Raw genomic sequence first — 14222 nt, 5'->3', positions numbered from 1 at the left:
CCTATATTGTTCTATGAGTACCCAGCCTGCATATCAACCCGGCGAATTTCAATGGTCATTCCTGTTACCTCGATACTGGGGCAATTGGCTGGGTATTATTTTCCTGATGATTTTGGCGATTTTACCATGGGCCATTCAGTATCGTCTGGCCTATCTGCTGGGCCATCTGTCTTTTAAGTATCTGCCCTCACGTCGCGACACCACACTGCGCAATCTGGAAGTCTGTTTTCCTGAATGGTCTGCCGAGCAAATACAGGACAATGCGCGTCAGGTTTTTATCGATCAAATGCTGGGGGTTTTTGAAACCTTAAATGCCTGGTACAGTCCGAAATGGTTTCAGGATCGCGTCAGTATTGAAGGACTGGAACATATTCAGAATGCTCAAGCCGAAGGCCGGGGTATGCTGTTACTAGGCACGCATTCGACCTTACTGGATGCTGGTGGATATCTGTGTGCACAATATTTTGAACCGGATGTGGTGTATCGCCCACAGAATAATCCACTTTTGGACATGCTGATTTACCGTTGTCGCGCCACGATTTATGCCCATCAAATTGATCATGATGATATGCGCGGTCTGGTACGTAATCTGAAAAAAGGCCATGCAATCTGGTACAGTCCGGATCAGGATTATGGTTTAAAACAAGGGGTGATGGCACCTTTCTTTGGTGTACCGGCGGCAACCGTCACCGCGCACCGTCGTTTACTGAAAATGACCAAAGCTGCTGCGATTCCTTTATATTTCTATCGTCATGGCGATATCAAAAATCCACGCTACCATGTACTGATTGAACCGGCACTGGAGAATTTCCCTAGTGAGAATGAAGTCGAGGATGCTACTCGCGTGAATCTGATAATTGAACAGCAGCTACGCATCGCACCGACCCAATATATGTGGTTCCACCGCCGTTTTAAAACTCGCCCTGAAGGTTATAAGGAAATTTACTAAATCTGTTTGATCCTAGACTTTAAATCGCTACAGCTCCTATAGTTTAAAATCCTGTTGATGATCTGTACCTTGATAGATCTACATAGCTTTCGTTAGTCCCGCACGCATGAAGCCTAAGACCTGATAAAATCCTATTGTCTGCTGATCGGCCACTAAAATCTGCTGATGAAATCCTGAATAACATTACCACATATTTTACATGATCCGCCGACCAATGCCTTGTCGTTGCCAGTCCGGATCAATCAATAAGTGTGGGAAATACACCCCCAGAGAGCCATCTGAAATCGCATTCGCCAGTCCGACCAGCTGACCATTTATACGTGCAGTGACCAGACCATGGATTGGCACGATAGAGCTGAAGTATTTCTGATCCATTCACTGAGTCATCACTGGCAATAACATTTTCCATTCTGCACTGTAAAAATATAGCTTTAAACCTAAAATTATCTTTAATAATCAATTAAATATTTAAAAAAATTCACTCTGAAAATAATTTAACCCGGGTTCTACATCCTGTAAAACCCGGGTTAATGAGGTTGTGCTTTCATCTATTATAATTGGTTCTATTTTTTGTGATTTCCCTTTCAGCATCATATCCATGATGTTTTCATTCAGCTTCGTCTTCCTTATGAGAATATCCTTTCTCGACTCCCTGTGCTGATAAACCTAGAATACCTGGATTGCTCATGATTGCCCATCCGCAAGAAGCGCAAACTGATGTAAGCAATCTCTTACACTTTTCTCTTAAAAAGTTAAGAGATTTTGCCGCCATCTTTATAAGCCATGGCAATTTCATCGGTCACTATTTTTTCCTCTTTCTCTGCTTTCTGAATCCCCTCTTCTATGGCCTCTTGTGCTTCCTGCTCATCTTCATCGGTTTGCTCCAATTCTTCCTGAATATGCTCAAAGACCCGACCGGTTTGTAAAACCAGAAAAACCGGAAAATGATCAGAACCGATATGGGGCAGACGCTCCATATGGACCAGAGCAAAATCGGTACTGTGAAATACGTGATCGAGCGACCAGCGAAAAAAAGGATAATCTGCATGAAAGGTGTTTACATAATGACGTCCGACGCGTGGATCCAGCAGTCCGCTAATGCGCTGAAACAGCCGCGTAGTACGAGACCAGGCCACATCATTCAGATCCCCCATGACGATGCAACTTTCATCTAAATCTTTGATCTGATCCCCGACAATTAACAATTCCGCATCACGTAAAGTAGAATCCTTGGCTTCAGTTGGGCTCGGTGGTTTCGGGTGCAGACAGTGCAGCTGCACCGGCTGTCCCGAGCCTAAAATCACTGTGGTATGAATGGACGGAATCTCGTCGCTTAAAATAAACTTGACCTGGGTATTGCGAAGTTCCAGTTTACTATACAGGTGCATGCCATACAGGTTATCCAAAGGCACAGGCACACGATAAGGATAATCTGCTTCAATCACCGACAGTTCATTTTGCCAGGTTTGATCCGTTTCCAGCGTTAACACCAAGTCTGGCTGATGGGTCTGGATCTGTTCAATCAGTCGATGATATTGAGTATTGGTGGTCAGTACGTTCGAAACAATCAGGGAGATTTGCCGCTGCGGATCCAGTTGATCCTGTTTGACCTGCTTGACCTGTTTTTTCCAGATAAAGGTATAGGGCAATACCATTTTTAGCTGATAAGCCAAAGCCGCAATCAGGGCCACAAAAATCAGCTGATTCAAGACAGTCCAGGGATGCTCCACCACCAAAAACAGCACAAAGGCAATAAAGCCCAAGACCAGAATTTGTAAGCGTGGAAAATCCGCACCTCGAATCCACCATTCATCGCGTGGGATCAGTGACCAGAAACTTAACCAAATGACAATGATTGCCACAATTTGGATAACCCATATCATAAAGCGTGCTCTTAATTAAGTTATTATTTTTTCTGAAAGAAAAATGACGTTATCAATTTTGTATGTATCATAAAGCAGATATTTCGCTCAAGAATATTGATGTTTTGATTGTGTAGCACTTGCAGTTGAGTCCCTTTTTGATACACTCGAATCCCTTTAGAATTTTTAACGCACCGAGGCAAAGTGACATGAGAGTAGGTCTGGTCGGTTGGCGCGGGATGGTCGGTTCCGTCCTAATGCAACGTATGGTTGAAGAGAATGATTTTGCTCATTTTGAGCCATTTTATTTCTCTACCAGTAATGCAGGCGGTGAAGCGCCAGCATTTGGTGGTAAGACTGCCCCAGCACTTATGGATGCATCAGATATTAACAGTCTGAAGCAGATGGATGTCATTATTACCTGTCAAGGTGGCGACTATACCTCTGAGGTTTTCCCGAAACTGAAAGCTGAAGGCTGGAATGGTTACTGGATTGATGCAGCATCGACCTTACGTATGGATGATGAAGCCATCATCGTACTTGATCCGGTCAATATGCATGTGATCAAAGACGGTTTGGTAAAAGGCACCAAAACTTTTGTTGGCGGTAACTGTACGGTTTCCTTGATGTTGATGGGTCTAGGTGGTCTGTTCCAGAACAATCTGGTGGAATGGGCAACGTCTATGACCTATCAGGCAGCGTCTGGTGCGGGTGCGCAAAACATGCGTGAACTGATCAGCGGTATGGGTTATTTATACAATAACACCAAAGAATTACTCGATGATCCACGCTCTCCAATTCTGGATATCGATTCGAGAATTGCTGAATTACAACGCGGTGAAGGCTTCCCATCCAGCAACTTCGGTGTGCCTTTGGCCGGTTCACTGATTCCTTATATCGACAAGCAACTGGAAAGCGGCCAGTCGAAAGAAGAGTGGAAAGGCCAGGTTGAAACCAACAAGATTCTGGGCAACCAGCAGATCGTGCCGATTGATGGTCACTGTGTGCGTATTGGTGCCATGCGTTGCCACTCTCAGGCATTGACGCTAAAACTGCGTAAAGACGTGCCTCTGGATGAAATCGAAGACATCATTGCACGTGCCAATGACTGGTCTAAAGTGGTTCCGAATACCCGTGAAGCCTCGATGACTGACCTGACTCCAGTTGCAGTGACAGGTACGTTATCGGTTCCAGTGGGTCGTCTGCGCAAGCTCAACATGGGTAAAGAATACTTGGGTGCATTCACTGTCGGTGACCAATTGCTTTGGGGCGCTGCTGAACCATTACGCCGTATGCTGCGCATCCTGATTGATTATAAAAACGTTTAATATCCCGAGATGGATATAAAACAAAAAGCCGATCTTTATTGATCGGCTTTTTTATGTAACTATTGCGTAAGTATTTTACAAAAAAGAAACATCCCGTTAATCTATAATTTTCGCTATGCGATAATGACTGAGCTCACAATTAAGATGACTGTATATAACAAATTAAAGCTTGCCATTTTAGCCATTGTTGCTTCACAGAATATTTATGCGATTAACGTAGATCCGGTTCAGATCCAGTCTGCGCCTGGAGAGTTACTCTATGCTGAAATGACCTTTCGACAATCTGATATGAATTTACCGATTGAGGTGAGTCTGGCTTCGCCTGAAGATTTAATCTCGATGGGTGCATCACATCAACCGCCTGGTCATCTGAACTTTTTCACCCGGCGTAGTAGTAATGGCACCGGAGTCATTACCATTACATCGTCTCGACCAATAACCGATCGGGAACTGAATATCATTGTCAAAATTAAGGAAGGCAATGCTGCACGTTTGCAACATATCCGCACGCCTTTGCAAGCGAAAACCGATTTATTAAAAGCCAGTCTAAAACAGAATGAACGCCCACTTGCGCCAGTTGTCATGGTCAGTGAAAAAGATATTGCTTTAAACCTGCCAGTGACTACCCATTACAACAGCTCTCCAGCCACTTCAAATAAGCAACCGGTTTTAGAAAAGCCGCTGGCTGTGCAACATGTTAGTCCGCCGACATTGTCTAGCAGTTCAATTCCTCAAGCTACACTCGCGCCAGCAGCACCATCGATTCCGGCGCAATCTATCGCTCCTACAATTAAAAGCGAGTCTGTAACTGCTGCCAATACTCAAACTACGGTTAAAACTCCAGCATCGGCCACTTCAGATTCAACGCATCATACTTCGCAGCCGATTCCATCCTCGCCTGTTATTACAGTAAAACCAACGCCGGCACAGTCTGTATCTGCAAATACGCCAGCGAGCAGGTTATCAGCAGATCATGTTTCTCCAGAGCAAAATAAAGTATCTATGCAAAAACCGGCTGAGACTGGTTCTGAACATCAAAGCGCTTCCAGCGATCCATTGGTCATGAAATTTGCCGAGGAACAGGCCAGAAAATCGGCTGGCTCAACTCCTCCTGTACAGACCCCAGCTCCAATTACAACAAAAGTTACACCAGCCAAGAGTGCCTCAGCCCAAGCTCAACCCACTTATATGGTTCAGTCCAATGAGTCGCTGTGGGGAATCGCATCACGAATTGCAGCAGAACAGCAACGTTCGGTTAATGAAGTGATGCAGCAAATCAAGCAAAACAATGAACATGCCTTTATCGGAGGAAATGCCAATCGTTTACGCAAAGGTGCAGCACTGAATTTAGCTATGATGAGTAGTGTAACTGCTCCGATCAAAGTCACCGCCGCCAAGCAGGCACAGACACCTTCTCAGCCTGCTACCAAAACTAAATACCGTCTGAATCAGGCTGAAATGAGTCTGGTTGCTGAGAACCAGCACGATTCCGGACAGCTTTCTGCAAACCAGAACACAGAACACAATCAAACATCGAAGGAATTGTCATTAAAAGTTATGACAGCCCGAGAAAAAACCGTTAAATTACAGAGAAACGTAACCGAATTAGAATTGGCACTCAATCAGAAGGATCACAGAATTCAATTATTAAATGCGCGTCTGGCCCAGCTGCAACAACAGCTTAAAGCCCAACAAGCAGATAAGAAGCCAGTTAATTAAAAGTTACACATGACGATTTATTGGGATGAGTGAACATTGAATACACTCTATCCTCAAGGGGTAAAACATGCTGATTTATGTGATTCCATTAGTGATATTGATCATCGTATTAATTGTCGTCAAAAAACGACAAGATGCTCAAGAATCAGATAAAGCAAAAACTAAAACTGTAAAAGCGAAAAAACCTGGCTCTGCTTCAAAAACTGCCCCACAAAAAACCAAAGTAGTTGAGCCAGTCGGGGTCGCAAAAAAATCAGCAACGCCATTATCCGCAGAAACGCGTAAAAAAATTGAAGGCCTGATTCAGGAAAGCAATTTCTTCGCGGCTGAGGCCCAGATTAACCAGGCACTGAATCGCGACAATTCCCAGCATGAGCTCTATCTTTTGCTATTAGATATTCATATCTTACAAAAAGATGAGTTTGCGATTTCACAACTGCTCAACCATATCCGTTCTTTAAATTTAGATGAGATTCTGGCGCAAGCTGAAGCCAAACAGCGTGAATTTGATCAATCTTTATCTGCTGTTCAAGATACGATTGATTTCCCAAGTGCACAGCTTAAAACTTCATCTGTACAGGAAACCTCGGCATCTTCCGATGCCTTTGCTGATCTGGTCGCTCCCGCTCCTTCAAATGAGCAGGCATTTGAACAGTTGCAACAAGAGTTTCAACCAAGCAAGCCAGCTCCAGCAATTGAGCCTGTTGCGGATATTCAGCCACTTGAATTTAATTTTGAACCGACAACTACGCCGGTCATAGCGCCAAAATCTGAAGAAACTCCGGTACCTGCTGTAGATTTTGAATTTCAAGATACTTCATCTGCTGTTGTGCAAACTACACCTACGGCAGCAACAGAAACCGCACCTGTTTTAGATTTTAAACTGGAATTGCAGCAGGCTGCTCCAGTAGAAACAGCGGCTGCTGTATCTGAAGAGATCAAGCCTCTGGATTTCTCATTTTCTATAGGAACTCCAGCGCCTGTCGCCGAAAAAACCTCAGAACCAGCAATTGAGTTTGATCTGTCTAGTCTTTCTGCTGCTGCACCTGTGAGTGAATCTGCGACACAGACAGACCTTTCATCAGGCCTAGACTTTAAATTAGATCATGCAGAAACTAAACCTGCTGCAACAGGTGTTACTTTCGACATTCCTGCTACATCAGTTCAAACAGCCACAGACCAGCATGATCCACTGGTACAATCTTTCCCGGAATTACTGGACATCAATGAGGCCAGTCTGAATCTGGATCTTGCGCAGCAATATATTCAGCTCGGTGCCTATGTTGCCGCACGTGAGATCATTGCAGAGCGAGAAGCTGAATATACGGCCGAGCAACAGCAACGCGCAGAGCAATTACTGAATCAAATCGCATCTTGATGCATTTCGATTTACACTAAAGCAGTCAAGGGTTGGCTGCTTTTTTTATGATGAAAAATATTGCATTAATTTATATGGGTGGCACATTCGGCTGTGTCGGCGATCCACTTGCCCCGATGTCTGCGGATTTATTTATTCCCAAGCTCGAACAGATACTCGCAGACCAATATTTCGTTGAATGCCACCGCGCACCAGCCATTAAAGACAGTAGTGCCTGTACAGCCGCGGACTGGCTGCAATTGGTGCAGTTTATTCAAGAACTACAATCTCGAAAGATCCAATATTTTGTGATTATTCACGGTACAGATACGCTGAGTTATGCCAGTGCAGTCCTGGCACATTTTCTCGGCAACTCGGCACATGTGGTACTGACTGGTAGTCAATATCCGCTGCTGAATGCTCAGGGCAATAAGCAGCGCGAATTTAGTGATGCGCTGGATAATCTGAGATTCGCCCTAGATTCTGTCAGCATGTGTACCGCAGGGGTCTATCTGGCTTTTCATCATCAACTAATGCATGCCCAGACGGCACTCAAACAGCATACCACCGAGTTAAATGCCTTCTCAGGTCTTGAGGCCAACATTACAATCCAGGCCAGTCAGCAGTGTTATCAAGTCAAAGCTGAAGATATTAGGAAAGCCGCTGGATTTAACTGCATGAGTATCATGATGCAACCGATTGATCTGGCCCAGCAACTGAACAACCTGCACAGCTTATTAGCCAGACCACCGCATTTTTTATTTCTGCAAGGTTTTGGCACGGGTAATCTCGCTGTCAATGAGGCCCTGATCGCACTCATTGATCAACTCTATGACCAAGGCTGTCTCTCTGTACTGACCACCCAGGTGCCTTTTGGCGCGACAGATCAGCGCTATGCCATTGCAGAATGGGTCAATCACTGCAAAATTCTGCTGAATGAAAGTTATGGCCATGCGGATCTGTATGCAAAAGCACTGAAAATGTATTTACAATACGACACTGTAGAGCAATGGCATCGTCATTGGTACGATCAATAAGGTTTTGAGGTCATTATGCAGCGTTTTGCGGTGGGAATTGAGTTTTGTGGGATGCATTATCGGGGATGGCAGACTCAACAGCCGGGTGTTGCAAGTGTGCAGGAAACCATTGAAAAGGTACTGAGCCGGGTTGCCGATCAACCGATTAGCCTACATGGTGCCGGACGTACCGATGCGGGGGTACATGCGACCAATATGGTGGCACATTTTGATAGCGATGCCATTCGTTCTGAACGTGGCTGGCTGATGGGTTGCAATAGCCAGTTGCCCAAAGATATCTCGATTCAGTGGATCAAAGAGATGGATCACAGCTTCCATGCCCGCTTTAAGGCTCAGGCACGCCGTTACCGCTATGTGGTCTATAATCATCCTGTGCGACCTGCCTTGCTGCATAAACAGGTCACACATGTCTATGCTCCACTCGATATTGAACAGATGATGCTGGCTGCGAAAAAGTTTGAAGGTACACATAATTTTGAAAGCTTCCGTGCTGCAGCCTGCCAATCCAATCAACCGGTGCGCCATGTCAGCCACTGCCGTCTGATTCAGCATGGTCAATATCTGGTACTGGATATTCAGGCCGATGGCTTTCTGCATCATATGGTGCGTAATATCATGGGCTGCCTACTGGAAATTGGTCAGGGCATGTATGCTGCCGATCATATTGATAGTATTTTCGCGGCCGAAGACCGCAAAGCTGCTGGCGTGACTGCGCCTGCCGATGGTTTATATTTTATTCATGCCGACTATCCGGAGCAGTTTGAATTGCCTAAATTACCGTTGGGGCCGCATTGGCTGAATCTGCCGGAATAATTTTTAAATTTTTTAGAATATTTACCTCCCCTAACTCCTTCTGAAAGGAGGAGAATTCCTCCCTTTTTAAAGGGAGGTTAGGAGGGATTTTTAACGCTGCTTGCGTTTCCGATATTCCACTGGCGTTTCATTGGTCCAGCGTTTAAAGGCACGATAAAACGTACTTGGTTCCGAGAATCCGGTCAGATAGACAATTCTTTCAACACTTTCAGTGGTACTCGCCAGCAAACGCTTGGCCAGACGACAGCGATAATCCGACAGAATCTGTTGAAAGCTGGTATGTGCTTCACTCAGTTGTGTTCTTAGGCGGCGTGGCGTGATGTTTAGCTGTGCAGCTACAGTTTCCAGTGTGGTTTCGCCACTTTCCAAAGTAGAGCCAATCGCACGACGAACTTCACCGACCAGATCATAACGCGCCAGTTCCTGCAGTTTTTCAATTGCAAGCTGCTCATGTAATTGTAAAAGCTCTGGTTCAGCCTGCCACAGCGGAAACTCTAAAATACTTGGATCGAAATAAAGTCGGGTTTCTTTTTGACCTAAGCTGACCGGACACTCATAAACCCGGAAATATTCCTCGTCAGGAGCACCTTTGGAAAAATTAAAATCGATATAAATCGGTTCAAAACGTCCTTCGGTAATAAATTTAAAGAAACGCAGTACACCCGACATGGCACACTCGGTAAAATGACGATTGACCAGACTTTCAGCAAAAGGCTGCTCGCCATTGGTTAAATAGCAGCGATCATCTTCGATCACCAACTTGGCAGCAAAGGCATCGCTGATCAGTCGTTGATAGGCCAAGGCACGTTTCAGTCCCTCACCAAAATTTTCAGATGAAACAAACAGGTGTTCAATCACCTGACCACGATACAGTGGTAAATGTTCGCCCAGATGCAAACCAATATCCGGGTCCTTACTGACTTCTTCAGCTGCCACCCAAAAGGCATACTGGGCACTCAGCGGCGTACGGTCATTGGCCTCGACCTGATTTAAAGCAACTCCTGCTTTGGTCAAAAGTTCTTCTGTCGGCAAACCCGCACGACGAATCGCCTGATAGCCCAAACGCAATACGACTGATGCATCCGTTAGCTGACTCACTCAAAAGCCTTCCTTGTATGTACTTCATTTATACTTAAAAAGATTAATTTTAGATTAACTGCGATTGACCAAACTGACAACAGAAACCGACATTTTTTTAGTTAAAAAGTTTATCCTGATCGTTCGCTTATTTTACTGACAGATGATCAGTCTAACGCCCGTTTCACCTTGTATTTTGCAAAAAAATTGACTATAATTTGCGCCTTTCCAATTTATTCATTCAGGTAGGCTATGGCCAATAAAGAGGAACTCATCGAGTTCGAAGGCGTTGTCACCGAGACGCTTCCTAATACTATGTTCCGTGTACGTTTAGAGAACGGTCACGAAGTGATTGCCCACATCTCTGGTAAAATGCGTAAACACTATATCCGTATTTTAACTGGCGACAGTGTAAAGGTTGAAATGACACCTTATGATTTGACCAAAGGTCGTATCACCTATCGTGCACGCTAAGTTTTAGCGCAAGCAAAAGCCACTTTTAGTGGCTTTTTTATTGCTTTAATTTTTTATTGAACAATAAAATAATTTGACACTGAACTGTAAACTCATGACTATTCATTTAATTAAAATAACATGTCTAAAAACCATGAATATGAAGTGCTTGGTCCTGCTGTGCAGCTTAATCCTCGTCGCCTGTGCCACAGGCGGCAAACATCACCTAAATCAGTCGCTACAACACTATGTCGGTCAAACTGCCGCACAAGTTCGCAGCCAGCTTGATCTGAGTGCAATGGGATTTAAAACCGCCCAGCAACCGATTCAGACAGCAGAGTTTCTCAGCTATACTATTTTCCGGGACATGAATATTCCGATGGGCACACCGAATATTAGTCAGAGTATTTCGATCGGTGCACCAATGCCTACGCCCTCAAATGGCGGTTATAGCATCGAGATGAAATGCCAAATCCGGTTTGAGTTGAAAGATGAAATTGTCCAATCCGTTCGCTATACCGGCAGGGCTTGTTAAGCTGTCATCCTGTAGTCCAATTTCTTTGATGGATTGATGTTGAGTTAGCTCTCGCTCCCATCTGTACCGCGTGTCAAATTACAACAATACTAATCACACTTCCTGCCTACACTATTGATGAGTCGTTCCTGTGCAGGAGTGAAATGATGCGATTTTCCTATCTCCAACTATCGCTCGGTATTTTGGCCAGTGTTTTAATAGCGGGCTGTGCACATTCCCCCAATATGGGCCAATCTGACCGCGAAGCCTATTTGCAGCAGTTTATTGGACAAAGTAGCCAGCTGATCGATCAAACTCTAGATCTAAAACGTTTAGGTTATCAGCAGGTCAGTGGGCCTGAACTCAGTGCCCAGCAATTAAGCTATGTGGTACAGCGCCCTGTTGCAATTCCTTTGCCTGTAGCACAGTTTCCGGCAGCAGGCGGTGCTGTACCTATTCCGGTTCCTGTGAGTCCTTCAGGTGGCTATGACGTCAATCTGCAATGTAAGATCACCTTCTTACTCAAAGATAATATTGCAACCGCAGTTCGTACTACAGGTCGAACCTGTTAACCTGAGCCAGATACGAGAAATCTGACATAAAAAAACGCAGCCCAAAGCTGCGTTTTTTAATCATTTTTTTAATCAAAACAGACTTAGTTCAATGCAGCAACCACTGCCTGACCCATTTCAACTGTACCGACTTTCTGCATGCCTTCAGACATAATATCTGCTGTACGCAAGCCTTGATCCAAAACATTGCCTACGGCATCTTCAATCGCTTTGGCTGCAGCTTCTTCACGGAAAGTGTAGCGTAGCATCATCGCAACAGACAAAATTGTGGCCAATGGGTTCGCCAGGTTTTGACCCGCAATATCAGGGGCTGAACCATGACAAGGCTCATACATGCCTTTAGCATTTTCATCTAGCGAGGCTGATGGCAACATGCCGATTGAACCGGTAAGCATCGCTGCTTCGTCAGACAAGATATCACCGAACAGGTTAGAGGTGACAATCACATCAAACTGTTTTGGCGCGCGCACCAGTTGCATCGCAGCATTGTCGACATACATATGTGACAAGTTAATTTCTGGATACTGTTCTTCTTTCAACGCAGTAACGGTTTGTTTCCACAACTCAGTGACTTCAAGTACGTTGGCTTTATCCACTGAACAGACCTTGGCACCGCGCAGCTTCGCCATTTCAAAGGCAACTTTGGCAATGCGTTTGATTTCAGATTCTGAATAAACGTCGGTGTTATAGCCCTGTTTTTCACCGTTTTCCAGTTCACGGATACCACGTGGCTGACCGAAGTAAATACCACCTGTCAATTCGCGCACGATCAGGATATCCAGACCGGCCACGATTTCAGCTTTCAAGCTTGATGCGTCAGCCAATTGCGGATACAGAATCGCCGGGCGCAAGTTGGCAAACAGGTTCAGTTCACTACGTAATTTTAATAAACCGCGTTCCGGACGGATGGCACGCTCGATCGTATCCCATTTTGGACCGCCGACTGCACCCAGTAAAATTGCATCGGCTTTTTTGGCCTGTTCAGAGGTCACTTCAGGATATGGCGAACCGTGGGCATCAATTGCCGCACCACCAAGTAAACCCTGTTCCCATGTCAAATCGAGATTAAATTTTTCATTTACACGATCCAGTACCTGCTCTGCCGCTTTGACAATTTCAGGACCGATGCCATCACCAGCTAAAATCAAAATTTGTTTAGACATGAGATTTTCCGTTTAAAGCGCCAGATTCAAATCTGACAAAGATTAAATTTTCTTTTCTACAAACTCTGCAATGCCATTGACCACATTATAGGGTTTGCAAAAACGACGAATGGTTTTTTGCTCTTGCAACAGGTCCACACACAGTGGATCAGGTGCAGAAACATTTAATAAACTGCTGCTACGCGCACTACGGTCACGGAACATTTTTAAGGTATAGGCTTTATTGGCCTGAAAGCGGTGAAACACATGCAAGGTTTCTGCCTTATCCTTACTGATCGGATAAAAGCGCACCACCAGTTCATGCTGTCCTGCGGGTACTGACAAGTAAATCGGATTGGCCTGATTCAAATTCTTAGCCTGCAAACGTACCAGTTTTTGCTTTCGCGCCGCATCACTGAGGCGGCCATTGTCGTTATTGACAATGATGGTCTGGTTTAAGCGCTCGAACTGGCAATCCGATGTTCCTTTACAGTAAATCAGCGCATTGTTTTTGCTTTCGGCATTTTCTTTGGCATGTTTGAGCTTCATGGTATCGATGCTTTGACATGCAGTCATCAGCACCGACACCGTACTTAAAGCAAGCCACTGTTTCCAATAATTCGCCATAATGTCTGTCTTACCCAATCAAAAAACCCAATAATCTTCCGATATTAGCAAGGGCATCGCAGTCATGCTATGACAATTTTCGCTGATTTAGCCCTGAATTTCGGCAAATACCCATGGACGTGATTGTTTGGTTTTTTCCTCATAAGCACGAATGTCATCCGCAGCTTGTAAAGTTAAACCAATATCATCCAGACCATTTAACAGGCAATGCTTACGAAATGGATCGACTTCAAATTGAAAGCTTTCACCATTTGGTGTGCGTACTTCTTGCGCTTCCAGATCAATAGTTAATTGATAGCCTTCTGTTGCAAAGCATTCTTTGAATAACTGATCCACAATCTCTTCAGACAAGATCACGGGCAACATGCCATTCTTAAAGCTGTTGTTATAGAAAATGTCGGCATAGCTTGGTGCAATCACGGTACGGAAACCGTATTCTTCCAGGGCCCATGGCGCATGTTCACGGCTGGAACCACAACCAAAGTTGGCACGTGAAATCAAAATGCTCGCACCTTGATAACGTGGTTGATTTAATGCGAAATCTTTGTTCAAAGGACGTTTTGAGTTGTCTTGACCCAAATAGCCTTCATCTAAATAACGCAATTCATCAAACAGGTTTTCGCCGAAACCAGTACGTTTGATCGATTTCAAAAACTGTTTTGGAATAATTAAATCGGTATCGACATTGGCACGGTCTAATGGTGCAACGATACCTTGTTCAACGGTATATTTTTTCATGTCTTTATTCCTAAAGAATATCATCACTTTAAAT

15 protein-coding genes are annotated in these 14222 nt (G+C 44.6%); 9 read left to right on the top strand and 6 right to left on the bottom strand.

Translation table 11 applies throughout. The annotated features are described in order from the left end of the window. Nucleotides 1-13: 13 nt before the first annotated feature. Nucleotides 14-949, top strand: a complete 936-nt coding sequence (locus tag KT990_RS11320; protein ID WP_005095497.1) for a hypothetical protein — start codon at nucleotides 14-16, stop codon at nucleotides 947-949. Between the two features lie 195 nt (nucleotides 950-1144). Here KT990_RS11320 and KT990_RS13540 read toward each other — a convergent pair whose 3' ends face one another. Together KT990_RS13540 and KT990_RS11310 are read right to left on the bottom strand one after the other, a co-directional pair. Beyond that, complete coding sequence (locus tag KT990_RS13540) at nucleotides 1145-1324, bottom strand: GNAT family N-acetyltransferase (protein WP_228730805.1); 180 nt, start codon at nucleotides 1322-1324, stop codon at nucleotides 1145-1147. A gap of 377 nt (nucleotides 1325-1701) precedes the next feature. Continuing rightward, nucleotides 1702-2832, bottom strand: a complete 1131-nt coding sequence (locus tag KT990_RS11310; protein WP_218208792.1) for an endonuclease/exonuclease/phosphatase family protein — start codon at nucleotides 2830-2832, stop codon at nucleotides 1702-1704. Between the two features lie 188 nt (nucleotides 2833-3020). Between KT990_RS11310 and asd the strand changes: the two genes are divergently transcribed. The 5 genes from asd to truA all read left to right on the top strand — a co-directional run bounded on the left by asd (nucleotide 3021) and on the right by truA (nucleotide 9065). Next, a complete protein-coding gene (asd, locus tag KT990_RS11305) occupies nucleotides 3021-4139 on the top strand; it encodes an aspartate-semialdehyde dehydrogenase (RefSeq protein WP_100329275.1) in 1119 nt (372 codons plus the stop codon). Between the two features lie 123 nt (nucleotides 4140-4262). After that, entirely contained in the window at nucleotides 4263-5858 is a 1596-nt protein-coding gene (locus KT990_RS11300) for a FimV/HubP family polar landmark protein (RefSeq protein WP_218208791.1), read from the top strand. Nucleotides 5859-5925: 67 nt separating this feature from the next. Continuing rightward, the gene (locus KT990_RS11295) at nucleotides 5926-7236 is read left to right on the top strand and encodes a fimbrial protein FimV (protein WP_218208790.1); all 1311 of its coding nucleotides are present in this window, start codon (nucleotides 5926-5928) and stop codon (nucleotides 7234-7236) included. A 47-nt stretch (nucleotides 7237-7283) separates the two neighbouring features. Then, entirely contained in the window at nucleotides 7284-8252 is a 969-nt protein-coding gene (locus tag KT990_RS11290) for an asparaginase (protein WP_005172835.1), read from the top strand. Between the two features lie 15 nt (nucleotides 8253-8267). Beyond that, a complete protein-coding gene (truA, locus tag KT990_RS11285) occupies nucleotides 8268-9065 on the top strand; it encodes a tRNA pseudouridine(38-40) synthase TruA (protein WP_005095479.1) in 798 nt (265 codons plus the stop codon). Nucleotides 9066-9155: 90 nt separating this feature from the next. Here truA and KT990_RS11280 read toward each other — a convergent pair whose 3' ends face one another. Beyond that, nucleotides 9156-10163 carry an AraC family transcriptional regulator gene (locus KT990_RS11280; RefSeq protein WP_005172840.1) on the bottom strand — a complete coding sequence of 336 codons (1008 nt, stop codon included), beginning with the start codon at nucleotides 10161-10163 and terminating at the stop codon, nucleotides 9156-9158. A 231-nt stretch (nucleotides 10164-10394) separates the two neighbouring features. On the opposite strand from KT990_RS11280, the gene infA reads away from it, so the two are divergent. The 3 genes from infA (at nucleotide 10395) to KT990_RS11265 (ending at nucleotide 11681) form a co-directional block, all read left to right on the top strand. Next, on the top strand, nucleotides 10395-10616 hold the full coding sequence (infA, locus tag KT990_RS11275) for a translation initiation factor IF-1 (RefSeq protein WP_001284370.1): 222 nt from the start codon (nucleotides 10395-10397) through the stop codon (nucleotides 10614-10616). Nucleotides 10617-10749: 133 nt separating this feature from the next. Then, a complete protein-coding gene (locus KT990_RS11270; RefSeq protein WP_005095476.1) occupies nucleotides 10750-11130 on the top strand; it encodes a hypothetical protein in 381 nt (126 codons plus the stop codon). A 146-nt stretch (nucleotides 11131-11276) separates the two neighbouring features. After that, nucleotides 11277-11681 (top strand): hypothetical protein, encoded by a 405-nt coding sequence (locus tag KT990_RS11265; RefSeq protein WP_005095474.1) that lies wholly within the window; start codon nucleotides 11277-11279, stop codon nucleotides 11679-11681. A gap of 83 nt (nucleotides 11682-11764) precedes the next feature. On the opposite strand, the gene leuB is transcribed toward KT990_RS11265, so the two are convergent. The 3 genes from leuB to leuD form a co-directional block, all read right to left on the bottom strand. Continuing rightward, nucleotides 11765-12844: a 3-isopropylmalate dehydrogenase gene (gene leuB, locus KT990_RS11260; RefSeq protein ID WP_218208789.1), complete on the bottom strand. Its 1080-nt coding sequence runs from the start codon at nucleotides 12842-12844 to the stop codon at nucleotides 11765-11767. Between the two features lie 42 nt (nucleotides 12845-12886). Continuing rightward, nucleotides 12887-13450, bottom strand: coding sequence for a hypothetical protein (locus KT990_RS11255; protein WP_218208788.1), 564 nt, complete (start codon nucleotides 13448-13450; stop codon nucleotides 12887-12889). 87 nt (nucleotides 13451-13537) lie between these two features. Continuing rightward, nucleotides 13538-14188 (bottom strand): 3-isopropylmalate dehydratase small subunit, encoded by a 651-nt coding sequence (gene leuD, locus KT990_RS11250; RefSeq protein ID WP_218208787.1) that lies wholly within the window; start codon nucleotides 14186-14188, stop codon nucleotides 13538-13540. Between the last annotated feature and the right edge of the window lie 34 nt (nucleotides 14189-14222).

The sequence above is a fragment of the Acinetobacter sp. F9 genome, from assembly GCF_019195275.1.
Classification (GTDB): Bacteria; Pseudomonadota; Gammaproteobacteria; order Pseudomonadales; family Moraxellaceae; genus Acinetobacter; species Acinetobacter pseudolwoffii.
The sequence above is the reverse complement of the archived record's forward strand: the minus strand, read 5'-3'. Positions and strand labels throughout refer to the sequence as shown.